This is a genomic window from Altererythrobacter sp. (genome assembly GCF_050299635.1).
Classification (GTDB): domain Bacteria; phylum Pseudomonadota; class Alphaproteobacteria; order Sphingomonadales; family Sphingomonadaceae; genus Erythrobacter.
Map to the genome: position 1 here is coordinate 106,430 of NZ_JBNKWF010000009.1, position 20,781 is coordinate 127,210.

Here is a 20,781-nt window from a genome sequence, read left to right on the forward strand (position 1 = left end):
GCCATGCAGAGGGGGCTTCGCGCACGACTGTCGCTGATGATGTTCCTGCAATATGCGGTGTGGGGGGCATGGTTTGTGCCGTTTGCCACCTACCTCACCCATCATGGCCTGCAGGATTCGGTCGGCTGGATCTATTCGGCGCAAGGGTGGGCTGCCATTGCCGCGCCATTGTTCATCGGCGCGTTGGCCGACCGCTATTTCGCTGCCGAGAAGGTGATGGGCGTCCTGCACCTGTTTGCCGCGCTGCTCCTGTTCGTGTTGACGATGATCGGTGCGGATGCCGGACTGATGTTCCTCGGAACGCTCGGTGTGTTGCTCGCCTTCATGCCCACCATCGCATTGTCGAACACAATTGCGCTCAACGCGCTCGACGACAACGAGAAGCAATTCCCGGCTATCCGGGTTTTCGGGACGATTGGCTGGATCGTTGCCGGGCTGGTGGTCGGCGTTGTGCTGCCGGGCGACGCCGAGAGAACCGCTCAGCCCATCCTGTTCGCTGCCGCGCTGTCGCTCGCTTACGGGGTCTATTCCTTCACTTTGCCCAGAACGCCTCCACGCGCTGGTGAGGCACGACCCTCGGTCACTGCGCTGCTGGGGCTCGACGCCATCCGTACTTCGGACCGCAGTTTCTGGGTTCTGATCGTCTGCTCGATGCTGATGATGGTCCCCTTCTCGTTCTACAACGTCTACGCCAACCCCTTCCTCGACGATATCGGGGTCGCCAACCCAGCCGCGACGCAAACGATCGGCCAGGTTTCGGAAGTGGCATTCCTGCTGGCTCTCCCGCTGTTCCTGCGCTGGTTCAGCATCAGGGGCGTGCTGTTCATCGGCATGGCCGCCTGGGCTGTGCGCTATGTGATCTTCGCCAATGCCTTCACTGCCGCCGGCCCGATCGAGCCGCTCGTCTATGCCGGCCTGGCATTGCATGGCGTGGGCTTCGACTTCGTTTTCGTCGCCGCGACGATCTGGATCGGCAACCGCTTCGCCGCCGAGGAATGCAACCGCGCGCAGTCGTTCCTGGCGCTGATGACCTGGGGCGTCGGCTATCTGGTCGGAACCAATGTCGCCAATGCCGTTCAGGTCGGCACGGGCAGCGGCGGAGAGTCAAACTGGCAGAGCTTCTGGCTCATGCCCGCCGGATTTGCCGGAATTACCGCAGTGATCTTCCTGCTGCTGTTCCGCGACCGCAGAAAGAATCCGCCGGTCGTGGCAGAGGGGAGCATCTGACTTGCAGATGAGCGAGCCCCTATCGTTGCAGCACCCAGTCCAATCCCTGGGCAATGTGGCGGATGAGCCACGGGTCGGCATAGCTTTCCTCGGTATGGCCCATCGCCGTGTAAAATACCCGCGCGCCTTCGAATTCATGCGACCACGACATCGGGTTGGGATTGACGTCAGATTCCCCGATAGATTGCGGGTCGACCACGGCAAGCAGATGAACGGTCGGGTCGAAGTCCTCGAAATAGTACCATTCATCGATCCGGGTAAGCTCCGGCTCAAGGCCGGCCGTCGCGGGATGGTCGGGGTCGGTCACAGTCACGTGCCCCGCGGGCGTCCCGGCAGGATGCCGCGCGAAACGCGCACCAATCAGGCGCCCGAACCAGGGCCAGCCGTAATGCGAATCCGCCGCCGCGTGAATGCCCACGATCCCGCCGCCGCGATGGACGAAATCCTGCAGCTTCTTCCGCCGCTCGCCAACAAACCACTCGGACGCAGGATCGTCTTCCTCCGTAGTGGTGCTGAGAAACACGATGGCATCGAACCCGTCGAGCGCATCGCCGTCAAAAAGAGCCGGGTCCTCGCTCGCCACAATGTCGATGCCGCGCTCGGCCCCGAGGCGCGCCAGTGCTTCGACCCCGGTTTCGATCGAGCTGTGACGCCAGCCCGTCGTATGCGAGAACACCAGCACGTTCGGCCTGTCTTGCGCCACCGCCGCTACGGCAGAATTGAAGCAGGCAAACGCAAGGAAGGCTGCGAAAAATCTCACGAAACCGTGCGTCGTCATTTGTCCCTCAACTTCGATTGCAACCCTGGATCCGCGGCGCAAACGCCACGAGGGCTGGCCGTTCGTCCAATTCGATCGCCTAACACACGCACTGTCCACGATCCAGCCGGGTCCTCGCACGCGTGTCGTGCCGCCACGTTTGGCGGAAAGGCACGGTTCGCGCCGCCGGAACTGGCGAAGGGAGAGAAAACTTGAGCATGTCAATTTGCGCCGGCCGACGCGAGATCCTGCAAGCAGCAATCCTGCTGGTGGGCGGCGGTCTTTTCGGCGGCACACTCGCCTCCTGCTCGAAGCGCGAGCAGGACGGTCCATTCTTCGAGCCCGAAGCTTTCGCCCTGCTCGATGCTGTCTGCGAAACGCTCATCCCGCAGACCGACACGCCCGGCGCATCGGCAGCAGGCGTGCCGCAATTCATCGACGATATGATGCGCAACTGGGCTTCGGACGAAACCCGGGCAACGTTCCAGAGAGCGCTCACCACGATCGACGATATGGCGCGTGCGGAAAGCGGAAAGCGTTTCGTCGAGCTCGCCCCAGACACGCGCACCGCGATGCTTTCGGCCCACGACGCAAAGGGCGAGGAAGACTGGCGCGCACTGCGGCAACTCACCTTGATGGGATACTACCTGTCAGAACCCGGCGCGACCGAGGAACTGCGGTACGAACTCGTACCGGGCCAATGGGAACCGAACGTACCAGTAACGCCCGATACTCGCGCTTGGGCGGTTAAAGGGGTCTGAGATGTTTGATGCGATCGTTGTAGGCTCGGGCATGAGCGGCGGCTGGGTGGCCAAGGAACTGACCGAGGCCGGCCTCAAGGTCCTTGTGCTCGAACGAGGGATGAAGATCGAGCATGCGGTCGATTATTCCGACACGCTTGATCCTTGGGAGCTCGATAATTACGGCCTGGTCTCGGAGAAGGAGATCGACGAGGACTATCCGATCCAGTCGAGATGCTATGCCTTCTCGACTGCCAACAAGGGCTGGTGGGCGAAGGATAGCGACCATCCCTACACCTTCCCGGAAGACAAACCCTTTTACTGGATTCGCGGATATCACCTCGGCGGTCGATCGCTCATGTGGGCGCGGCAGTCCTACCGCATGTCGGAAATGGATTTCGAATCGAACGCCAGGGACGGACACGGCGTCGACTGGCCGATCCGCTATTCCGACATGGCGCCCTGGTACGATCACGTAGAGCGCTTTGCCGGGATATCCGGTTCGCGCGACGGGATCGATCAACTGCCCGATGGGCAATTCCTGCCGGCCATGCCACTGACACCAGTCGAGGAAGAATTCGGCCGCAAGCTGGAGGGGGCCTATCCGACCAGGCGCCTGATTACCGGCCGCTGTGCCCATCTGACCGAAGTGACGGAGGAACAGCAGGAACTCGGTCGCGGGCCCTGCCAGTATCGTTCGCTTTGTGAACGCGGCTGTTCATACGGCGCCTATTTCTCGTCGCTTTCGGCAACCTTGCCGGCTGCCGAACGCACCGGGAATCTCACCATCGTCACCGATGCGATTGTCCACAGCGTGGTCACCGATCCCAAGACGGGCAAGGCGACCGGCGTCAAAGTTATCGACGCGAACACCAAGGAAGGCCGCACATACGAAGCCCGCGTAGTTTTTCTCTGCGCATCAACGCTACCAACTGCGCAAATCCTGCTCAATTCGCGATCCGAACAGTTCCCGACAGGTCTGGCCAACCGCTCCGACATGGTCGGCCGGAATCTGATTGACCACATTTCCGGCATGGGTGCGAGCGGAACCTATCCGGGGCATCTCGATACCTACTACCATGGTCGCCGGCCCAATGGCTTTTACATCCCGCGCTACCGCAATGTTACCGAAGAGGCGGATGGGTTCACCCGCGGCTATGGATTCCAGGGGCGCGGGCTGCGCCTAAGCTGGGAACGTGGCAACTGGACCGGCGGCATCGGCGCAGAGTTGAAGGAAAGTCTCCGGAAACCGGGCCCCTGGACGCTTTCGCTTGGGGGCTTCGGCGAGATGTTGCCCAATCCGGAAAATCGCATCACCTTGAGCGAGACGGCAGTCGACAAGTGGGGTCTTCCCGTCCCTCATATCGAATGCGCGCTCGGCGCCAATGACAAGGCGATGATCGACCAAGCCAATGCCGATGCGGTCGAGATGCTGGAATTGGCGGGCTGCACCGACATCACCTCGCGCGAACATTATGGCGGTGTAGGTCTGGGCATTCACGAAATGGGAACTGCACGCATGGGCAAGGACCCGGCGACATCGGTGCTGAACGGCTACAATCAGGCCCATGATGTGCCCAATCTGTTCATCACCGATGGTGCCTGCATGGCATCGGGCGGCTGCCAGAATCCATCGCTTACCTACATGGCGATGTCGGCACGCGGCGCCCACTACGCGGTCGAGTTCCTCAAGGAGGGCAAGATCTGATGCGTCATTCACTGAGCTTGCGGGGCATGAAAACAGGTTTCGCGGCGAGGACGCTTCTGCCCGCTTGCTCCAAGACAGGCCTGCCACCGCTGGCCTGTTGACTGTCGACCGGCTCTTCCACTCAATCCGAGGCTGAAAACCCGTCCCCATGGCCTATCCTCCGCCCTACACTCCCGACCCCGAGCGCTACGACGGCCGGATGCCCTATCGTCGATGCGGCATTTCTGGCCTCGATCTGCCAGCGATTTCCCTGGGCCTGTGGCAGAATTTCGGCGGTGCGGATGTGTTCGAGAACGGACGCGCGATCCTTCGCCGGGCCTTCGACCGGGGAGTCACCCATTTCGACCTCGCCAACAATTATGGCCCACCCTACGGCAGCGCGGAGGAAAACTTCGGGCGTGTTCTGGCGAGCGATTTCGTATCGCACCGGGACGAGCTGATCATCTCCTCCAAGGCCGGGTGGGACATGTGGCCGGGGCCCTATGGCGATGTCGGTTCGAGCAAGAAGTATCTCATTGCCAGTTGCGACCAGAGCCTGAAGCGCATGGGGCTCGAGTATCTCGACATCTTCTATTCGCACCGGGTCGATCCGACTACGCCGCTCGAAGAGACGGTCGGAGCGCTTGCCCAGCTCCACCGCCAGGGCAAGGCGCTTTACATCGGTATCAGCTCCTATTCGCCCGAACTCACGCGCGAGGCGGCGGCGATGCTGGCCGACCACAAGGTGCCGCTGCTGATCCACCAGCCGAGCTATTCAATGCTGAATCGCTGGATCGAGGAAGGGCTGCTCGACACGCTCGAAGACCTCGGCGTTGGCTGCATCGGCTTTTCGCCCCTGGCACAAGGGCTGCTGACGAAGAAGTATCTGGGCGGCGTGCCCCAGGCATCGCGGGCGAGCGAAGAAGGATCGTTCTCGAAGGAACTTCTGTCAGAGGAGGCGCTGGAACGTGTGAGGGCGCTCGACGCCATTGCCAGCCGACGCGGACAGACACTTGCGCAGATGGCGATTGCCTGGGTGCTCCGCGATCCGCGCGTTACCTCCGCGCTCATCGGCGCCCGCACGGTGGAACAGCTGGACGATTCGCTCGACGCGCTCAAATGCCTCGAATTCTCAGTCAAAGAGCTTGCCGAGATTGACCGTCATGCGCGGGACAGCGGCATCGATTTGTGGCGCGGCCCATCCTCGATAACTGAGTTGCCGCGTCGCAAACACCCTCGATAGGCGTCACGCGTATCGGATCACTGCCCTTGCCCCTTGCCGGGAGCGTAAAGCGCGTCAGCGGCAAGAGCGAGGAACATGTAATTGGTCGCGCCCCCGCCCATCACATACTCGCCCTGCTGCCAGAAATAGGGCCAATCCTTCAACTCGGGCAGGTCCGGGCGAACTAGATTGGTGCCAGAGATCACCCCGCCCGGAATGTACGACCAATCCGCGCGGTTGACGCCATAGGCCACCAGCGCCGACTTTGCGCCGACGCCAGAAACGAAACTCGCCGTGTTTTCGCCCGGATGTACGCCGAGAACGAAATTGAGCGAGTTGAGGAAGCTGTCGGTCGAGGTCGCCTCTGGCCACCCCTTGTGAAAGAACCACTGACGCACGCCGAGCGACTGAATCGTCCATCCCGCCCCCCAGATCGCGGGCCGGTAGGGAACGCCATAGGGACTATCGTTTTGCGCACTCGATTCGACGCCCCGCTGGTAATCGGCGACCGCTGCTGCGAGCCGACCGCGAAATCCCGCCGGTAGCCGGTTATTTATGGAAGCCAATCGCCAGGCCGCATCGCCGATGGAAGCAAGGATCTCTGGCTCTCGTGCGACCAGCTGGTCGATATAGGCTTGCTTGCCGGTTGCCTCGGCCAATTCGGCCAGAGCAAAGACCTTGTTCGAGAGATTGGTCGCGCGATCGAGCGCGCTGTCCGTGATCTCGATCGCGGCGTCGATCGCTTCTTGCCCCAAAGGCGATCCGTGATCGCGCAAAACTCGCCCGGCTGCAGCCAGTCCCCCGGCAACATAGAGCTCCCGGTTGGGGTTATCCTCGGTGAAGACCCATCGATCGTCCCACCGGATCGGGTCACCATTGTTGTCGACACCAAGGCCATCGATGGTTCGTTTGGGAACGTTATCCGTGTGGTTGGCCGCGTCACCCAGCATGGCGTAGGCGCGCAGGCTTGGCGTGATGATCCCGCGATAAAGGCGCCCGAGAGAGCGATACCCGCCCAGCACCGAAAGCAGCCCATGCTCGATTTGCTGGATCGCGTCATTGACCCCGTCGGGACTGTGGATCTCGACCCGCCGGTTTTGCTGATCGATGGTGGTAGCATCATAATCGAGATCGAATTCCTCTACCATCTTGGCGAGCATCCAGGCCGTTCCGATCTGCGATTCCACCCGCAGGTCGTAATCGCCGGCATCGTGCCAGCCACCCCGGTCGAGCCCAGGAACGATATCGCCCGGCGCAAAGGAGGTGAGCGTCTCATCCCCCTGAACATAGCCGTCGAAGTGGTTGAGCGAGACCGGAGCCATCAGCGCATCGTCGAGATGGTCAAGCCCGTGCCAGATGCGATACTTCTCGTTGACCTGCATGTGGCACATCTGGACTGGAAGGAAATATTCCAGCGTCGGCTGCCAGGCGTGGCGTGCATAGACTTGCCCGTCGATCCGGAACGGATGGGACGTCGTGGCTCCATACTCAATTTCATAGAGGCCCGGTTCGCGTACCTCGCTGAAATCGAAACTTGCATAGGAATAGCGCAGGAAATCGCCCCAACGCACTGGCCTTGTGGCCTTGACGCGTTCGCGGCCCTGCGCGGTCAGTCGGTACAGCACCGCTTCGTTTTCCGGCGCGCTGCCTTGCGCCAGTTCAATCACGGCCCGCTTGGGCTGTGCGGGCGTGTAGCCGATTTGCGAGACCTGGATGACCGGGGCGTAGGTCCAGTCATCGACGGTGTTCGGCGTGACGATCCATTCTACAGCGCCATCGGTCACATTGGCGGGAATAGGCGTACGGATGATAAACCAGCCGTTGTTGTGCGCCGCGCGGCCGTCGATCAGCTGCAGCTCTCCCGAACCGGCATTGCGGAAGGCAATCCTGCGCAGCGCGTCTTCAGGCGCAACAGTCAACAATTGTCCGGTCGCCAGTGGCGCCGCCAGGGCCTGGTCGTTGAGATTCTGCACCGGCCCGTCTGACTGCATGTTGCGTGGCACCGGAACGGTCCCTCCCGGTTGCCCAATCATCGGCCCCTCGGGCTGTGGGCTGAATAGCCCGGACTTGCCGTCCATCAACCACGCCTTGCCAAAGAGCTCGCCCGGAAACAGCTCCATGTTGAAGCCAGCCCGTCCGACCCATTCGGGCGGCAGTGGCTCGGCAAGATCCACTGTAATGCGGAAACTGTTGCCGCCTGCGGGCGCGACCGTGACAGAATATTGGAGGTCCAGATCGGGATAGAAGATCGGGTTGAAACTGCGCCCGTTCTTGGCCGGATCGGGATAGCGCAAGGTCTGGCGGATCGTCCCCGTTTCCGCATCAATCGCCCGCTTGCCGACCGAAGTTGGCATAGGGCTCCACTGGCCAGGTGTTGGCTCGAGACGGAGATCGCCATTGGCCGCTACCCGCCTGCCATGCTGGATTATCGTGACCCCGGTCTGGTGACCGTCAGGATAGATGTCATCGAATACGATTACATCCAGCCCGGATGCTGTGAGGTAGGCCTTGTCCAGGTCAAGCTGCAGGTCGCTTGTTTCTTCCGGGCCTGCTGCCCCGATCAGTGGCAGGCAAGCAGCCAATAGCAGCGATCTGATCTTCCTCACCGTAGTCATCCCCAAGTTTCGAATCACCGGATGCAAGGTGTTGGCGCTACCGCGCAATGTCCAGCCTGCATGACCGCGACGAAGATCATTAGCAGGTGGAGATCCTTCGCCAGGTCTGCGCAGGGGGCGGTCAAACCAACCAACGGAAATCATGTAAGAAAGACGAGCAGAGACAGCAGTTTGGAGAACCAATGCGAGCTCTCTGAATTCGTCATTTTCTCACGTTATTTCAATTTCTTAAACCGATGGTGCCAGAAGATGACTCCGTCACCCCCACCTTCCCTAATTGGTCCTCTGTCGACTTGTAGGAAGTCTGCCGTTTCTCCGTGCTGTCACGCTAAGCCCACGCCGGGTTCTCCCTGGCGCTTTGGCGATCGGGAACTGCATCGGCAAGACCGCCGCCCACACAGGCAGTGGCTCGACGAAACCGCTCGCCGAAGATGACCAGTTCGAACTGTCTGGAGGGATCGTTTCCTCCCGAGTTGCAGCTAGGGGGCGTTTGCCGCCGCAGCGCTTTCCAGTTGCGGAAGCGCACGTTCAGCCCCCCTCGCATAGCGCTCGATCGCCTCGTCCAGTTCGGCATCCGTGATGACAAGCGGCGGCGAGAATGCAGTAACCGGCATCCACGGCAGCGCGCGGGAAAGCACGCCTTCGTCGCGGGCGTGGCCAGCCACGATCTTGTGACCGGCCATTCCGGCAAAATCCCGCTTCGTGGCAGGATCGGCCAGATATTCGATGCCGACCATCAGCCCCGCGCCGCGAATGTCGCCGATGAAAGGATAGCCCTCCAGCCGCGCCTTCAGACCGGACAGCAACCGCTCGCTCCTGGCAGCGACCGGATCGACGATCTCCTCGCGCTCCATGATTTCGAGCACCGCCAGCGCTGCGGCGCAGCACACCGGGTGGCCGGAATAGGTGAAGCCATGCATGAACGCGCCGACATCGGGTGATGTGCTTTCGAGGACGTTCCAGATACGGTCGCCGATAATGGTCGCTGATAGCGGCTGGTAGGCACTTGTCAGCCCCTTGGCGAGATTGACGATGTCGGGCTTGAGACCATAACGACCGGTGCCGAACCACTCGCCTGTTCGGCCGAACCCGGTAATCACCTCATCCACCACAAAGAGGATGTCATGCTCCGACAGGAGCTGCTGGACACCTTCGAAATAGCCCTGCGGGGGCGGGATCACTCCACCCGTGCCCATCACCGGCTCGGCCCAGAAGGCGGCTATCGTTTCGGGCCCTTCCCGTTCGATCGTCGCGCGCAGTTCGGCCACCTTGCGGGCCGCGAAATCGGCCGCGCTCTCGCCAGGCCTGGCGCCGCGATAATAGTGCGGTGCGTCAACATGCAGCATGTCGAGGGCGGGCATGTCGAATGCCTTGTGATAGGCGGGAATGCCGGTCAGGCTCCCTGCAGCATAAGTCAGCCCGTGATAGGCTCCGTGCCGGGAGATGACCTTCTTCTTATCGGGCTTGCCGATCAGATTATGGTAATACAACACCATCTTGTAAGCGGTGTCATTGGCATCGGAGCCGGATGAGCCGAAGAAGACCCGCGCCATATGTGGGGCGTTGGCGCGGGCGCGGAACAGCGCCAACAAACGGTCCGCCAGCTCGATCGCAGGGGTCGAAGCAGCACCGCCGAACAGGTGCTGGAAGCTGAGCTTGCGGGTCGCCTCCGCCACGGCATCCGCCACCTCCTCGCGGCCATAACCAATGTTCACGCACCACAGGCCGGCACCCATGTCGAGATAGTCGCGGCCATGCTCGTCGGTCACCGTGCTCCCCTTTCCGCCGCTCAGCACGAAAGGGCCGGCTTTGGCAGTGTCCGCAATGGACGAGACAGCGTGGAAAAGGCTGCGCTGGTCCTTGGCTAAAAGAGTCTCGGTCATGGTGTGCTCCGTTGGCTGGGATTCGATTATGTCAGGAAAGGCTGTCATCCGGCGCTGGCTCCGCCACCCACCGGCAACGCCGCGCCAGTCACGAAACTGACGCTGTCGCTGGCCAAGAAAAGTGCAGTCCGTCCGTAGCTCTGGCCGATGAGCCCGCATTCGATGACAGCGACGGTCAGGCGGTGTCGCATCGGATCACCTCATCATGCTGGCCGAGCGCGGGTGCCGGATCCTCCAGCCGCAGGGACGCATTGTTGAAACCGATCGGTGTGCGTACACCGCTGGTGCCGCCAGGCAGGTCGATCCGCAGCCCGCGTGCCACCACCTGCGGATCGGTGAAGACTTCTGCCACGCTGTTGATCGGCCCCGCTGGCACGCCAGAATCCTCGCAAGCGGCGAGAACATCCTTCATGCTCCATCCCGCCAGCGAGGATCCGAGCTCCGCAGTCAGGCTGTCGCGATTGGTCACACGTTTGGCGTTGGTGGCATAGGCGGGATCGCTAGCCAGCTCTTGACGCCCGAGGATGTCGCACAATCGTGCAAACTGCGCATCGTTGCCGACGGCCAGTATGAAATGCCCATCAGCAACGGCAAACGGCTGATATGGGGCGAGATTGGGATGGGCGTTGCCCATACGCCGAGGCGGTGTGCCAGTAGCAAAAAGGTTCTGCGCCTGGTTCGCCAGCACGCCAACCATCGAATCCAGCAGGGCAATATCGATATGCTGGCCCTGTCCGGTGCGCTCGCGCATGAGCAGTGCCGCCTCGATTCCGATCGCGGCATAGAGGCCGGATATGATATCCGCCAGCGCCACCCCGATCTTCTGCGGCGATCCATCCGGATCGCCGGTGAGGTCCATCATCCCGCTCATCCCCTGCACAATCACGTCGTATCCGGCGCGCGCAGCATAGGGTCCGGTTTGACCAAAGCCGGTGATCGAGCAGTAGATAAGGCCGGGTTGCCGTGCCGACAGCGCCGCGTAATCGAGCCCGAAGCGCGCGAGGCCACCCAGCTTGAAGTTCTCGATCACCACGTCCGCATCGGCGATCAGGCGCTTTACGAACAAGAGATCTTCCGGGTCGCGAAAATCGGCCAGCACGCTCTTCTTGCCTCGATTGCAAGCATGGAAGTACGCTGCATCGGCACGGCCACCTTCCTGTTCGATGAAGGGTGGGCCCCAAGTACGGGTATCGTCGCCAGCCCGGCTTTCCACCTTGATCACGTCGGCGCCAAGATCAGCAAGTGTCTGCCCCGCCCACGGCCCAGCCAGGATGCGAGCCAGTTCGACGACTTTCAGACCTGCCAGGGGCGTGTTGTCGCCAGGCATCGTTAGAATGCCGCCAGCCCGGTGATCGCCCGACCAAGGATCAGCGCATGAATGTCATGCGTGCCTTCGTAGGTGTTCACCGTCTCCAGGTTCTGCGCGTGGCGCATCACCTGGAATTCCTCGCTTATCCCATTGCCACCGTGCATGTCGCGCGCCAGCCGGGCTATATCCAGCGCCTTGCCGCTATTGTTGCGCTTGATCAGCGATATGAGATCGGGGGCAGCGTGGTTTGCGTCGAGCATTCGCCCGGTCCGGAGCGCCGCCTGCAGTCCCAGCCCTATCTCGGTGAGCATGTCGGCGAGCTTCTTCTGGAACAACTGGGTTTGCGCCAGAGGCCGCCCGAACTGGCGGCGATCGAGACCATATTGCCGCGCCTGGTGGAGGCAGAATTCAGCCGCGCCCATCACGCCCCAGGCGATGCCATAGCGCGCGCGGTTGAGGCATCCGAACGGCCCTTTGAGTCCCTCGACATTGGGCAGCAAAGCATCGTCGTCCACCTCGACATCGTTCATCACGATCTCTCCGGTTATGGAAGCGCGCAATGATAGCTTGCCCTTGATCTTCGGCGCAGACAGACCCTTGAGCCCTTTTTCCAGAATGAACCCGCGGATCGCACCTTCGTGCGCGTCCGACTTCGCCCAAACCAGGAAGACGTCGGCAATCGGAGAGTTGGAAATCCACATTTTCGAACCTGAGAGGCGATAACCAGTCGGCGTCTTCACCGCGCGGGCTTTCATCGCAGCGGGATCAGAACCGGCATCGGGTTCGGTCAGGCCGAAGCAGCCGATCAGTTCGCCGGTTGAAAGGCCCGGCAGATAGCGCTGGCGCTGCTCCTCGCTGCCATAGGCATGGATCGGATACATCACGAGCGACGACTGCACACTCATCATGGATCGATAACCGGAGTCGACTCGCTCCACCTCACGCGCAACCAGCCCATAGGAGACATAGGACCCGCCGAGCCCCCCGTAGCTTTCCGGGATTGTCACCCCCAGTAGGCCCTGCTCGCCCATTTCGCGGAAGATCGCCGGATCGGTCGTCTCGTCGCGATAGGCGTCAATGACGCGCGACTGCAACCGGTCCTGCGCATAGGCGCGCGCGGCATCACGGATCATGCGCTCGTCTTCCGCCAGCTGGTCATCCAGCAGGAAGGGATCTTCCCACGAGAACGGCGCGAGTTGAGGCCGATCGATTGCAGTAGCGCCACTCACGCAGCTACTCCCCCCGACCATTTGCAAATAGGTCAGCGCGGATCATGGTTTCACTTTCCAGCCGCAGCTTTGGCGATGCTGTGACAGGCAGCGAAATGCAGGGCGTCTACCCGATTCTCATCGTCATGGTCCTGCCCGAATGCAGGATAGGCGGTAGTCTTGGCGATCACGACGTCGCGAACCGGATCGACCCAGATCATCTGGTGATAGACCCCCAAGGCGCTGAAGGCGCCGCTGTCGTCAGGCAACCACCATTGATAGCCATAACCCCAGGGGTAACTGGCATTGGGGCGTTTTCCGGGCCTCAGATGGGACTTGCTGGCAGTCGAGCAACCTGAAATCCAGCCATCGGGCAATAGTTGCGCTCCATCGGGGGAAAGCCCGCCGCGCAGCATCAGCTGGCCCAGTTTGGCCATATCACGCAGCGTCACCTGCAGGCCCATCCCCGCAGCCTCCACGCCTTTGCCATCGACAAGCATGAAGGCATCGTCCTCCATGCCGAGGACATCCCAGATCTGTTGCTGCAGATAATCGGTCAGCGACTGGCCAACCGCACGGCTCACCACCATGCCCAGCACATGCGTGTCGCAAGTGTTGTAGCGGTTATATGTGCCTGGCGCATGTTCGCGCGGCAGCGAGGCGCATACCTCATCGAAGGATGCAGGCTCGAGATAGGCTGCGGCGAATTTCGCGACATCGGAATCGGGATCGCCATAATCCTCGTTCCAGCGCACGCCGGAAGACATTTGCAGGATATCCTCGATCCGCACGCCTTCATATCCCGAGCCCTTCAGTTCGGGAGCGTATTTGTCGGCTAGATCGTCGAGACTGGCGATATGTCCGTCACGCAAAGCGCAGGCGACAAGCGTGGAGACGAAGCTCTTGGTGCAGCTGAAGATCGCGACCTGTGTATCGGCGCGGTTGCCGTTCCAGTAGTTCTCGTAGACCTTCTCGCCCTTGTGCAGCACCATCAGGCCTGTGGTGGTCACATCCTGGAGGAAGGCTGCGAGGTCGTGCGTTTCTCCTAGCGCATCGAAATACTGCGGCAGGCGGAACATGGCATCACCTTCCGGAAATGGATGGGCAACCTCAGCTCGATTGATCCGGCGGCAAGGCGTGACACTGGCCATGCGGCGGAAGTTTTCAGCCTGCGGCACTCCTCTGAAGAGGCCAATGTCGCGAGTAGTCCAATCCATCTCGTTTGCCCTTGTCTACAGGATACGACGAACGCGGTCGGGTGAAATGGCAGCGAAGGCGAAAGCCCCTACGGCCAGCATGGCAAGGGTAAGGCCGACCCAATAGGCCGGCTTCACCGTATCGCTCGACACGAATAGCGAGGAGATCAGCGGACCCAGACTCATGCCCAGCAACTGCGCTGCGGCGGTGAGATAGAGCGCATGGTGCTTGCGTTCTATCTCACATACCAGCTTGATCGAGAGCGGCAGCATCGCCAGCCAGCAGGCCCCCATCACCACATTCGGGAGGATGAAGGTCACAGCGCTGGTCGGGTGTCCCAGCCACAGGATGGCCAAGGCGAGCACGGTACCGCCGATCACCAGCGTCTTGCCCGAAGGCAGACGGTAGCCGATCAATGCCACCGCCAGAGCCCCACCGACCTGCGCCAGGATGCCGAGCGAGGCTGAAAGCGCCAGCGGTTGCGCGCCAAGGCCTGCCGCGCGTGCTGTCGATTCAAGGAACACCCAGCCCGATACGACGCCCGCGTTCTGGCTTACGATTCCAGCCAGCACCAGCCAGGTCGCTAAGGGCCAACTGCGCCAGGTGCTGGCAGGCGCGGGCATGGGTTCGGATTTGTGGCCTATGGCAATGACCGCAAGAAACCCCAACAGCGCCAGGCCCGCCATCACGGAAAAGGGACCAGACGTGCCGAATTCGGGCAAGATCACGGTCGGCACCATGTAGGATATGAAAGCAATGACGGTGTTCGACACAGCCAGAAACAGCGCATTCATCCGGTCGGGCTTTCCGGAATGGAACAGAACGACGAAGGCACCAGCCAAGACGCCACCTTCAGCAAACCCGCAAATCAGCCGGGTCAGCCAGAGACCGGATGAATAGCCTACATAGGGTGTGAGCAGGTTGCACACCAGCACCACAACAGCCAGCAGCGCGAGCTTGGGGCGGATGTTCATTCCGCTGATCCACCCGGGAAGCAATGCCGACGCCAGCGCCAGTCCCGCGGTCTCCAACCCGGCAATCGCGCCAAGATTGCTCTCGCTTAGCCGCCCCGCTTCGACCAGCGGGCCGAACGCGAGGGGCTGCAGCGACAGGACGGCGACACCGCAGATTCCGTACCCGATCGCCGCGGCAATATCGATGCGCCGCTGCACTGAGTCAGGCAGCGAACCCGTCACCAGCGGAAGCCCATGGCGACCCCGACCGAGCGCGGTTCTCCAAAGGTACGGTAATAGCTGCCGACGCCATCATTGCTGGCATCTGAGACGTAGGCTTTATCGAACAGGTTTTTGGTCCACAGCGAGACAGACCAACCGGCGTCGTCTTCCAGTGTGATCCGGCCATTGGCCACACCATAGCCAGCCACCCCGCGAAGGGCTTCATCAACCGCGGTCTGGGCGTAGCGCAGGCGCGAGCGGAAATTGTAGTCACCCGCCACGGTAAGGTTGCTGGTTTCGCTCACGTCCGCAGTATAGCTGACAAACAGATTACCACTCCAGGTCGGAGCGTAATCCAGCCGCTGGCCTTTCCACGGAATGGCCTGGTTATCGAAAGAGAAGAAGACCTTGTCGCTGTCGGTAATCTTCGTTTCGAGATAGCCGATCGACGCCCCCAGGCGCAGGCCCCAGACGGGCCGCGCCACCACTTCCAGTTCTCCGCCGAAGTTGTAGCCACTGCCGATGTTGGTCAGGCGGAAGGCAAATTGCCCAGGCGTGAGAGTACTGGGGAGTGTAGTGAACGCCTGGATATCGTCATGGTCGTAATAGAAGATCGATCCGTTCACTTGCAGTGCGCGATCTAGCCATTCGGTCCTGAAGCCGCCTTCGAAGTTGAGGACGAATTCCTCATCGTAGGGAATCGTATCTTCCGTAGTCTGCGGGAATCCGCCTGGAACCCCCCCGGATTTGTAGCCGCGCGAAATCGTGGCGTAGAGCATGGAATCATCGGTTGGCCGATACGAAAGAGTCGCCGACCCGGTCCAATGGTCGCCGAGCGAATAATCGCGATCCATGGCGCCGACCGGGATCAGGTCGATACCTCCGGGAGCCGGGAAGCTTGTGATCGACTGGAAACCGATGCGGCCTTCGCGATATGTTGTCTTTTCGTCGGAATAGCGCAGCGAAGCGCTAAAGGTGAGGTCCGGCGTGATATCGTAGTCGAACTGGCCGTAAACACCCCAATAGCGAGTCTTCTGGCGGTAGGTGACGTCGAGGAACAGGTCCTGGTAGTCCAGGCCGAAAATCGGGTTGAATGTATCGAACAGCAGTGGGTTGTCGGTCCAGTTGAATTCCTTGAACTCGTTGAACCGGTAATTCGTATAGAGGATGCCGGCCTGCCAGCGGAAATCGCCTGACGAGGGTGAGGCAATGCGCAATTCCTGGTTGAAGTTGCGCAGGCCAGCCTGTTCCGTCCATCCGCCGAGATTGAGCTGGCTGGCGTCGTAATCGAAATCGAAGCCGAAATCGAAATCGGTGTAGCCTGTAATCGATGTGATGGTGACCGCACCCAGATCGACCGACAGGTTGAGCGTCGCGCTCAGTTCTTCATTGTCCAGCTGGTTGATCGGCTGCGAAAGTACTCGGGTTCCATCGTCGCTCTGCGCACCGGCACCGTCCAGCGTCGGATCGATCAATTGCGCCAGCGTCAGGCAATTCGCCTGGTCGAGATTGCCCGCGAGGACCGCATCGCAGAAATCGAACGTGGGTGAATAGGCGCCCGATGCAGTCGCAAGAACGGTATCGCTCTTGTCGCGTGCATAATAGAGTTTCAGCCGCGCTGTCAGCGCGCCCACTTCGGAACGAAGGATACCGCGCACGGCCAGCCTGTCCGGCTCGCCCCAATCACGGCCGCCGGTCACACTATCCTGCCAGCCACCGCCGAAGCTGCCATCGTTGAGCACCGCCAGCCGAACAGCGGTGTTATCGCCCAGCGAAACCGATTGTGCGGCTTCCAGGCGATAGCGGTGCCATGAACCGTAATCGAGATTGACATAGCCATCGTTATCACCGGGGCGGGCTTCGCGTGAAATGATCTGCACCGCACCGCCTACCGAGTTGCGACCATAAAGGCCGGATTGCGGTCCACGCAGCACTTCGACACGTTCGAGATCAAAGATCCCGCCCGAACCCATCACCGAAGATGGCTGGTAAACCTCGTCGATGAAGATTGATGTGGACGGGCTGTTGTTGACGTTGAAATCGAACAGCGAAACGCCGCGGATGGTCCAGTTTGGCTGGCTACCGCCCTTGTCCTGATAGATCTGCGTGTTGCTAACCTGTTGGCCAATCTGGTCGATCGTACGGACGCGCTGCTCCTGCAGCGCATCACCCGACACCACGCTGATCGCAATCGGTACATCCTGCACATTCTGCTCGCGCCGCTGCGCCGTTACGACGATGGGAGCGTCCTCGGCTGCGAGGCTTTCCTGCGCAGCGGAGACCTCCTGCGCCAAAACGGGATTCGCCATCATGGCAAAGACTGAAGCGCCAATAGCTAAACCAACTCGCATGCGATTACTCCCTGAATGTAGTAAATACCTGTCCAGCCGAGGCACTCAGACGCCCAACTTGTCACGAATGCCGTAGTACCAGGAGCCCAGGACGCAGTAGGGCACTCGCAGGTGCTTCCCGCCTACGAATGGGATGTATGGAACCTTTGCGAACACATCGAACTTGGTGAGCTGGCCATCGATCGCTTCGGCGAGGCGACGGCCCAGCATCTGCGTGGTGGTCACGCCATGGCCGCTGTCACCCTGCGAATAATAGACGCTGTCGGAGACGCGCCCGACCTGCGGATACCGCGTCATCGTCAGAGCAAAATTGCCCGACCAGACGAACTCGATCTTGGCCTCCTTCAGCTGCGGGAATGTCTGCAGCATCTGCGGCATGATCTTGGCCTTGATGTTTGCCGGATCGACACCGCCGTAAACCGATCCGCCGCCGTAAATAATGCGGTGATCAGCCGTCCTCCGGTAATAGTCGGGAATGTAGCGTGCATCTTCCATCGCAGCGTTTGCGGGAAGCAGCTCATCGAGCAATTCCTTACCAAGAATTTCTGTACCGATGATCTGGCTGGATACCGGCAGAATACGGCCCGACAGGTCGGGCGCGGCGTCGCCGAGATAGGCGTTACCGCATACCAGGACCTTATTGGCACTTACGCTCCCCTTGGCAGTGTGCACTACCGGCCTTGCCGAGCGATCGACATGAGTGACGCGCGAATGTTCGAAGATCCGGCCGCCCAGCTTCTCGAAAGCGGCAGCCTCTCCCAGCACATAATTCAGCGGATGCATGTGGCCTCCGCGCGGGTCGTAGTAACCGCCGACATAACGGTCGGAGTTGATAATGCGGCGAAGCTCGTCGCCTTCCAGCAGTTCCACATCGGAGCAGCCGTGGCGATGCCATTCTTCGACCCGGTCGCGCAGGAAGCGCAGGTGCGCCCCGTGCATCCCTACGATGCTGTTGCCATCGCGCAGGTCGCACTCGATGCCATACTTCGCGACGCGCTCTCGGATAATGTCCGAACCTTCGCGCGCCATTTCGCCGAACTGGCGCTCAGCATCGGCTCCGTAATGCTTGCGCACTTCAGCCAGCTTGCGACTGTAGCCATTGACCAGCTGGCCGCCGTTGCGGCCCGAAGCGCCCCAACCGACACGTTCGCCCTCGACCACAATAACCTTGAACCCGCGCTCAGCCAGCTCGATCGCCGCGGACATTCCTGTGAAGCCGGCCCCCACGACGGCAATGTCGCAAGTCTCCTCACCCAGCAGCTGAGGTCGTTCTGCTGCTTCATTGGCGGTAGCTGCGTAATAGCTGGGCATTCCGGCGTAAGGTTCGCGGATGGGCGTGCATTCCATATTTCAAATCGTTTCCAAGTTGTCGCCCGCACCAGTTCCAAGGGAGGAGGGGCTGCCTCAATCGACACAATAATGTGATCACATATTTGTGAATCGACTAGTTGTCAACGCCGCTGCTCTTGGGATAGAACAACCAAATTGGCATCACATTCTGACGGCCTGAATTGTTTCGAGGTGTTACAATTGCCTAGCGAGAGCGAAAAATCCGACTCGGGTACGGAAGGCGTCACCGTCCAGCAGCGCGTCTACAGCGAACTGCGCACCGACATCCTGCTCGGGCGCATTGCGCCGGGCGAGCCACTGACGATTCGCGGGCTCGCCGATCGCCTCGGCGTCAGCGCTATGCCGATTCGCGAGGCGCTACGCAGGCTGGCTGCTGAGCGCGCGGTCGAGCTGCTCGGCAATCGCCGTCTGCGCATCCCGATTTTGTCGCCGGAGCGGTTCGATGACCTGGTGGCGGCCCGTGTCGCACTGGAAACAGAGGCTGCGTCACGCGCGCTAAGCCATGTTGACGATGCCCTGATTGAAGAGCTGGCGGCGCATGATGCCGAAATCGACAAGTGCGTCATCTCAAGAGATTATGATCGCTGGTTGGCCTGCAATTTCGCCTTCCACCGGACGCTGTATTCGGCGCAACCCGACTCGGTGTTCCTGCCACTGATCGAATCGCTGTGGCTGCAGATCGGACCCTTCCTGCGCCAGGCGCTGGTCAAGATCGGCCCCGACTTCACGATCGACCGCCATGTGGAAGCATTGGATGCGCTGCGCGCCCGCAATCGTACCGGCCTGCGGATCGCGATCGAGGCGGACATCAGGGATGGAATTACCCATATTGGCAATGAGTTAATCCGCTTCAACGCCGCCTTGAAGGCAGAGGGCAAGGCAGGCAAGCGCACCTGACCGCGCCCTCGTCCGCCAAGCCGGTTCATGGGCTGCGGAACCGCAAGACTGAAAGCTTTTCAGCCGGATTCTCCGCGGTTCCCCGGCCCAAGTTCCACCGTAGCATAGTAGAACCACTTGGGCCGCGCAGGCGTGGCGCAACAACGCGCAGCCCCCCTTGTCCGCGAACAACGCACCTGGCGCGAACAGCGAACCAATGCTCGCCCCGACGGTGATCAACTTGCAGCGCCTCAGGAGTTTGGTAGCCCCATCCTTCTTGTGATCACGAAATTGGCACTTGTTGTTGCAAAAGCGTTTGAACGAAGGCAAGATAATGTGATCACACAAAGAGGTCGAGATTGAAAAAGATCCTGCTAATGGAAGGCAGCAACCTTCCCGCTCGCGAACGGGCAGCACGCCTTGGCCAGGAAACCACGGCGGGCGTCTATGAACGCTCCCTGCTTGCCGAAGACCCGGACCTGCACATTGATGTGCTGTTCGGTGCAGACGAGGGTGCGGAGCCAAAGAGGCCACTTGAATGGTACGATGGCTTCGTCATCTCCGGTTCGGCCCTGCACGCCTATGACGATCTGCCAGAGGTAACCCGCCAGGTCGAATGGGTACGGCGAGTGGCAGATACCGGTACACCCATTTTCGGGAGTTGCTGGGGCCTGCAAATATGCGCTGTGGCCGGTGGCGGTATGGTCGAACGAAGCAACGCCCATGCGGAAATGGGAGTTGCGCGAAAGATTGTCCCGACTGATGCCGGACGAGCTCATGCTCTATTGGCGGGTCGCCCCGAGTCTTTCGATGCACCTTGCATTCACTACGACCACGTGGCGCGCTTGCCCGACAACAGTGTGTTGCTGGCCACCAACAGCCGCTGCCCGGTGCAGGCCGCGCTGATCCCCATTGGGCGTAGCGTCGCCTGGGGCGTTCAATACCATCCGGAATTCGACCTGCCGCACCTTGCGGAAATATACGAAGGCTATGGCGACGACATGGTTGGCACGGCCTTTTTCGATACCCGAGCGGCACTCGACAATCACATCGCCGACTTGCGCGCGGCGGACGCTGCGCCGCCGGATGCCCCGGTCGCCTGGCGATTGGGCATCGATTCGGATCTTCTCCACGGGCCAACCCGGCGCACCGAATTGCGCAACTGGTTGCAGCACCTCGGCTGA

16 protein-coding genes are annotated in these 20,781 nt (G+C 60.9%); 6 read left to right on the forward strand and 10 right to left on the reverse strand.

Annotation, left to right across the window (positions count from 1 at the left end; genetic code table 11):
* The first annotated feature begins 3 nt into the window (after positions 1 to 3).
* Entirely contained in the window at positions 4 to 1,227 is a 1,224-nt protein-coding gene (locus ACQY6C_RS06915) for an MFS transporter (RefSeq protein ID WP_427966649.1), read from the forward strand.
* Positions 1,228 to 1,246: 19 nt separating this feature from the next.
* Here ACQY6C_RS06915 and ACQY6C_RS06920 read toward each other — a convergent pair whose 3' ends face one another.
* Complete coding sequence (locus tag ACQY6C_RS06920; RefSeq protein ID WP_427966651.1) at positions 1,247 to 1,930, reverse strand: ThuA domain-containing protein; 684 nt, start codon at positions 1,928 to 1,930, stop codon at positions 1,247 to 1,249.
* Positions 1,931 to 2,202: 272 nt separating this feature from the next.
* Between ACQY6C_RS06920 and ACQY6C_RS06925 the strand changes: the two genes are divergently transcribed.
* The 3 genes from ACQY6C_RS06925 to mgrA all read left to right on the forward strand — a co-directional run bounded on the left by ACQY6C_RS06925 (position 2,203) and on the right by mgrA (position 5,654).
* Positions 2,203 to 2,745, forward strand: coding sequence for a gluconate 2-dehydrogenase subunit 3 family protein (locus ACQY6C_RS06925; RefSeq protein WP_427966706.1), 543 nt, complete (start codon positions 2,203 to 2,205; stop codon positions 2,743 to 2,745).
* Position 2,746: 1 nt separating this feature from the next.
* Entirely contained in the window at positions 2,747 to 4,432 is a 1,686-nt protein-coding gene (locus ACQY6C_RS06930; RefSeq protein ID WP_427966653.1) for a GMC family oxidoreductase, read from the forward strand.
* A 148-nt stretch (positions 4,433 to 4,580) separates the two neighbouring features.
* A complete protein-coding gene (gene mgrA, locus ACQY6C_RS06935; protein WP_427966656.1) occupies positions 4,581 to 5,654 on the forward strand; it encodes an L-glyceraldehyde 3-phosphate reductase in 1,074 nt (357 codons plus the stop codon).
* Positions 5,655 to 5,671: 17 nt separating this feature from the next.
* On the opposite strand, the gene ACQY6C_RS06940 is transcribed toward mgrA, so the two are convergent.
* The 9 genes from ACQY6C_RS06940 to ACQY6C_RS06980 all read right to left on the reverse strand — a co-directional run bounded on the left by ACQY6C_RS06940 (position 5,672) and on the right by ACQY6C_RS06980 (position 18,718).
* The gene (locus ACQY6C_RS06940; protein ID WP_427966659.1) at positions 5,672 to 8,239 is read right to left on the reverse strand and encodes a cellulase N-terminal Ig-like domain-containing protein; all 2,568 of its coding nucleotides are present in this window, start codon (positions 8,237 to 8,239) and stop codon (positions 5,672 to 5,674) included.
* A 488-nt stretch (positions 8,240 to 8,727) separates the two neighbouring features.
* On the reverse strand, positions 8,728 to 10,131 hold the full coding sequence (locus tag ACQY6C_RS06945) for an aspartate aminotransferase family protein (RefSeq protein ID WP_427966661.1): 1,404 nt from the start codon (positions 10,129 to 10,131) through the stop codon (positions 8,728 to 8,730).
* Positions 10,132 to 10,175: 44 nt separating this feature from the next.
* On the reverse strand, positions 10,176 to 10,322 hold the full coding sequence (locus tag ACQY6C_RS06950) for a hypothetical protein (RefSeq protein WP_427966663.1): 147 nt from the start codon (positions 10,320 to 10,322) through the stop codon (positions 10,176 to 10,178).
* Positions 10,307 to 11,458 carry a CaiB/BaiF CoA transferase family protein gene (locus ACQY6C_RS06955; protein ID WP_427966666.1) on the reverse strand — a complete coding sequence of 384 codons (1,152 nt, stop codon included), beginning with the start codon at positions 11,456 to 11,458 and terminating at the stop codon, positions 10,307 to 10,309. The genes ACQY6C_RS06950 and ACQY6C_RS06955 overlap by 16 nt, the downstream gene beginning before the upstream one ends.
* 2 nt (positions 11,459 to 11,460) lie before the next feature.
* Positions 11,461 to 12,573: an acyl-CoA dehydrogenase gene (locus tag ACQY6C_RS06960; protein WP_427966709.1), complete on the reverse strand. Its 1,113-nt coding sequence runs from the start codon at positions 12,571 to 12,573 to the stop codon at positions 11,461 to 11,463.
* A gap of 146 nt (positions 12,574 to 12,719) precedes the next feature.
* Positions 12,720 to 13,865: a serine hydrolase domain-containing protein gene (locus ACQY6C_RS06965; RefSeq protein WP_427966669.1), complete on the reverse strand. Its 1,146-nt coding sequence runs from the start codon at positions 13,863 to 13,865 to the stop codon at positions 12,720 to 12,722.
* 15 nt (positions 13,866 to 13,880) lie between these two features.
* Positions 13,881 to 15,041, reverse strand: coding sequence for a hypothetical protein (locus ACQY6C_RS06970; protein ID WP_427966672.1), 1,161 nt, complete (start codon positions 15,039 to 15,041; stop codon positions 13,881 to 13,883).
* Entirely contained in the window at positions 15,038 to 17,371 is a 2,334-nt protein-coding gene (locus ACQY6C_RS06975; RefSeq protein WP_427966674.1) for a TonB-dependent receptor, read from the reverse strand. Before ACQY6C_RS06975 ends, ACQY6C_RS06970 begins: the two co-directional genes overlap by 4 nt.
* A gap of 45 nt (positions 17,372 to 17,416) precedes the next feature.
* The gene (locus tag ACQY6C_RS06980; protein ID WP_427966677.1) at positions 17,417 to 18,718 is read right to left on the reverse strand and encodes an NAD(P)/FAD-dependent oxidoreductase; all 1,302 of its coding nucleotides are present in this window, start codon (positions 18,716 to 18,718) and stop codon (positions 17,417 to 17,419) included.
* 174 nt (positions 18,719 to 18,892) lie between these two features.
* Here ACQY6C_RS06980 and ACQY6C_RS06985 point away from each other — a divergent pair, with 174 nt between their 5' ends.
* On the forward strand, positions 18,893 to 19,618 hold the full coding sequence (locus tag ACQY6C_RS06985) for a GntR family transcriptional regulator (protein WP_427966680.1): 726 nt from the start codon (positions 18,893 to 18,895) through the stop codon (positions 19,616 to 19,618).
* Positions 19,619 to 19,956: 338 nt separating this feature from the next.
* A complete protein-coding gene (locus ACQY6C_RS06990) occupies positions 19,957 to 20,781 on the forward strand; it encodes a type 1 glutamine amidotransferase (RefSeq protein WP_427966683.1) in 825 nt (274 codons plus the stop codon).

Bases quoted from the DNA above. Each gene is read 5' to 3' on its own strand.
- ACQY6C_RS06915 (WP_427966649.1), top strand. From the start codon at position 4: ATGCAGAGGGGGCTTCGCGCACGACTGTCGCTGATGATGTTCCTGCAA.
- ACQY6C_RS06925 (WP_427966706.1), top strand. From the start codon at position 2,203: ATGTCAATTTGCGCCGGCCGACGCGAGATCCTGCAAGCAGCAATCCTG.
- ACQY6C_RS06930 (WP_427966653.1), top strand. From the start codon at position 2,747: ATGTTTGATGCGATCGTTGTAGGCTCGGGCATGAGCGGCGGCTGGGTG.
- mgrA (WP_427966656.1), top strand. From the start codon at position 4,581: ATGGCCTATCCTCCGCCCTACACTCCCGACCCCGAGCGCTACGACGGC.
- ACQY6C_RS06945 (WP_427966661.1), bottom strand. From the start codon at position 10,131: ATGACCGAGACTCTTTTAGCCAAGGACCAGCGCAGCCTTTTCCACGCT.
- ACQY6C_RS06950 (WP_427966663.1), bottom strand. From the start codon at position 10,322: ATGCGACACCGCCTGACCGTCGCTGTCATCGAATGCGGGCTCATCGGC.
- ACQY6C_RS06955 (WP_427966666.1), bottom strand. From the start codon at position 11,458: ATGCCTGGCGACAACACGCCCCTGGCAGGTCTGAAAGTCGTCGAACTG.
- ACQY6C_RS06960 (WP_427966709.1), bottom strand. From the start codon at position 12,573: ATGATCCGTGATGCCGCGCGCGCCTATGCGCAGGACCGGTTGCAGTCG.
- ACQY6C_RS06965 (WP_427966669.1), bottom strand. From the start codon at position 13,865: ATGGATTGGACTACTCGCGACATTGGCCTCTTCAGAGGAGTGCCGCAG.
- ACQY6C_RS06975 (WP_427966674.1), bottom strand. From the start codon at position 17,371: ATGCGAGTTGGTTTAGCTATTGGCGCTTCAGTCTTTGCCATGATGGCG.
- ACQY6C_RS06980 (WP_427966677.1), bottom strand. From the start codon at position 18,718: ATGGAATGCACGCCCATCCGCGAACCTTACGCCGGAATGCCCAGCTAT.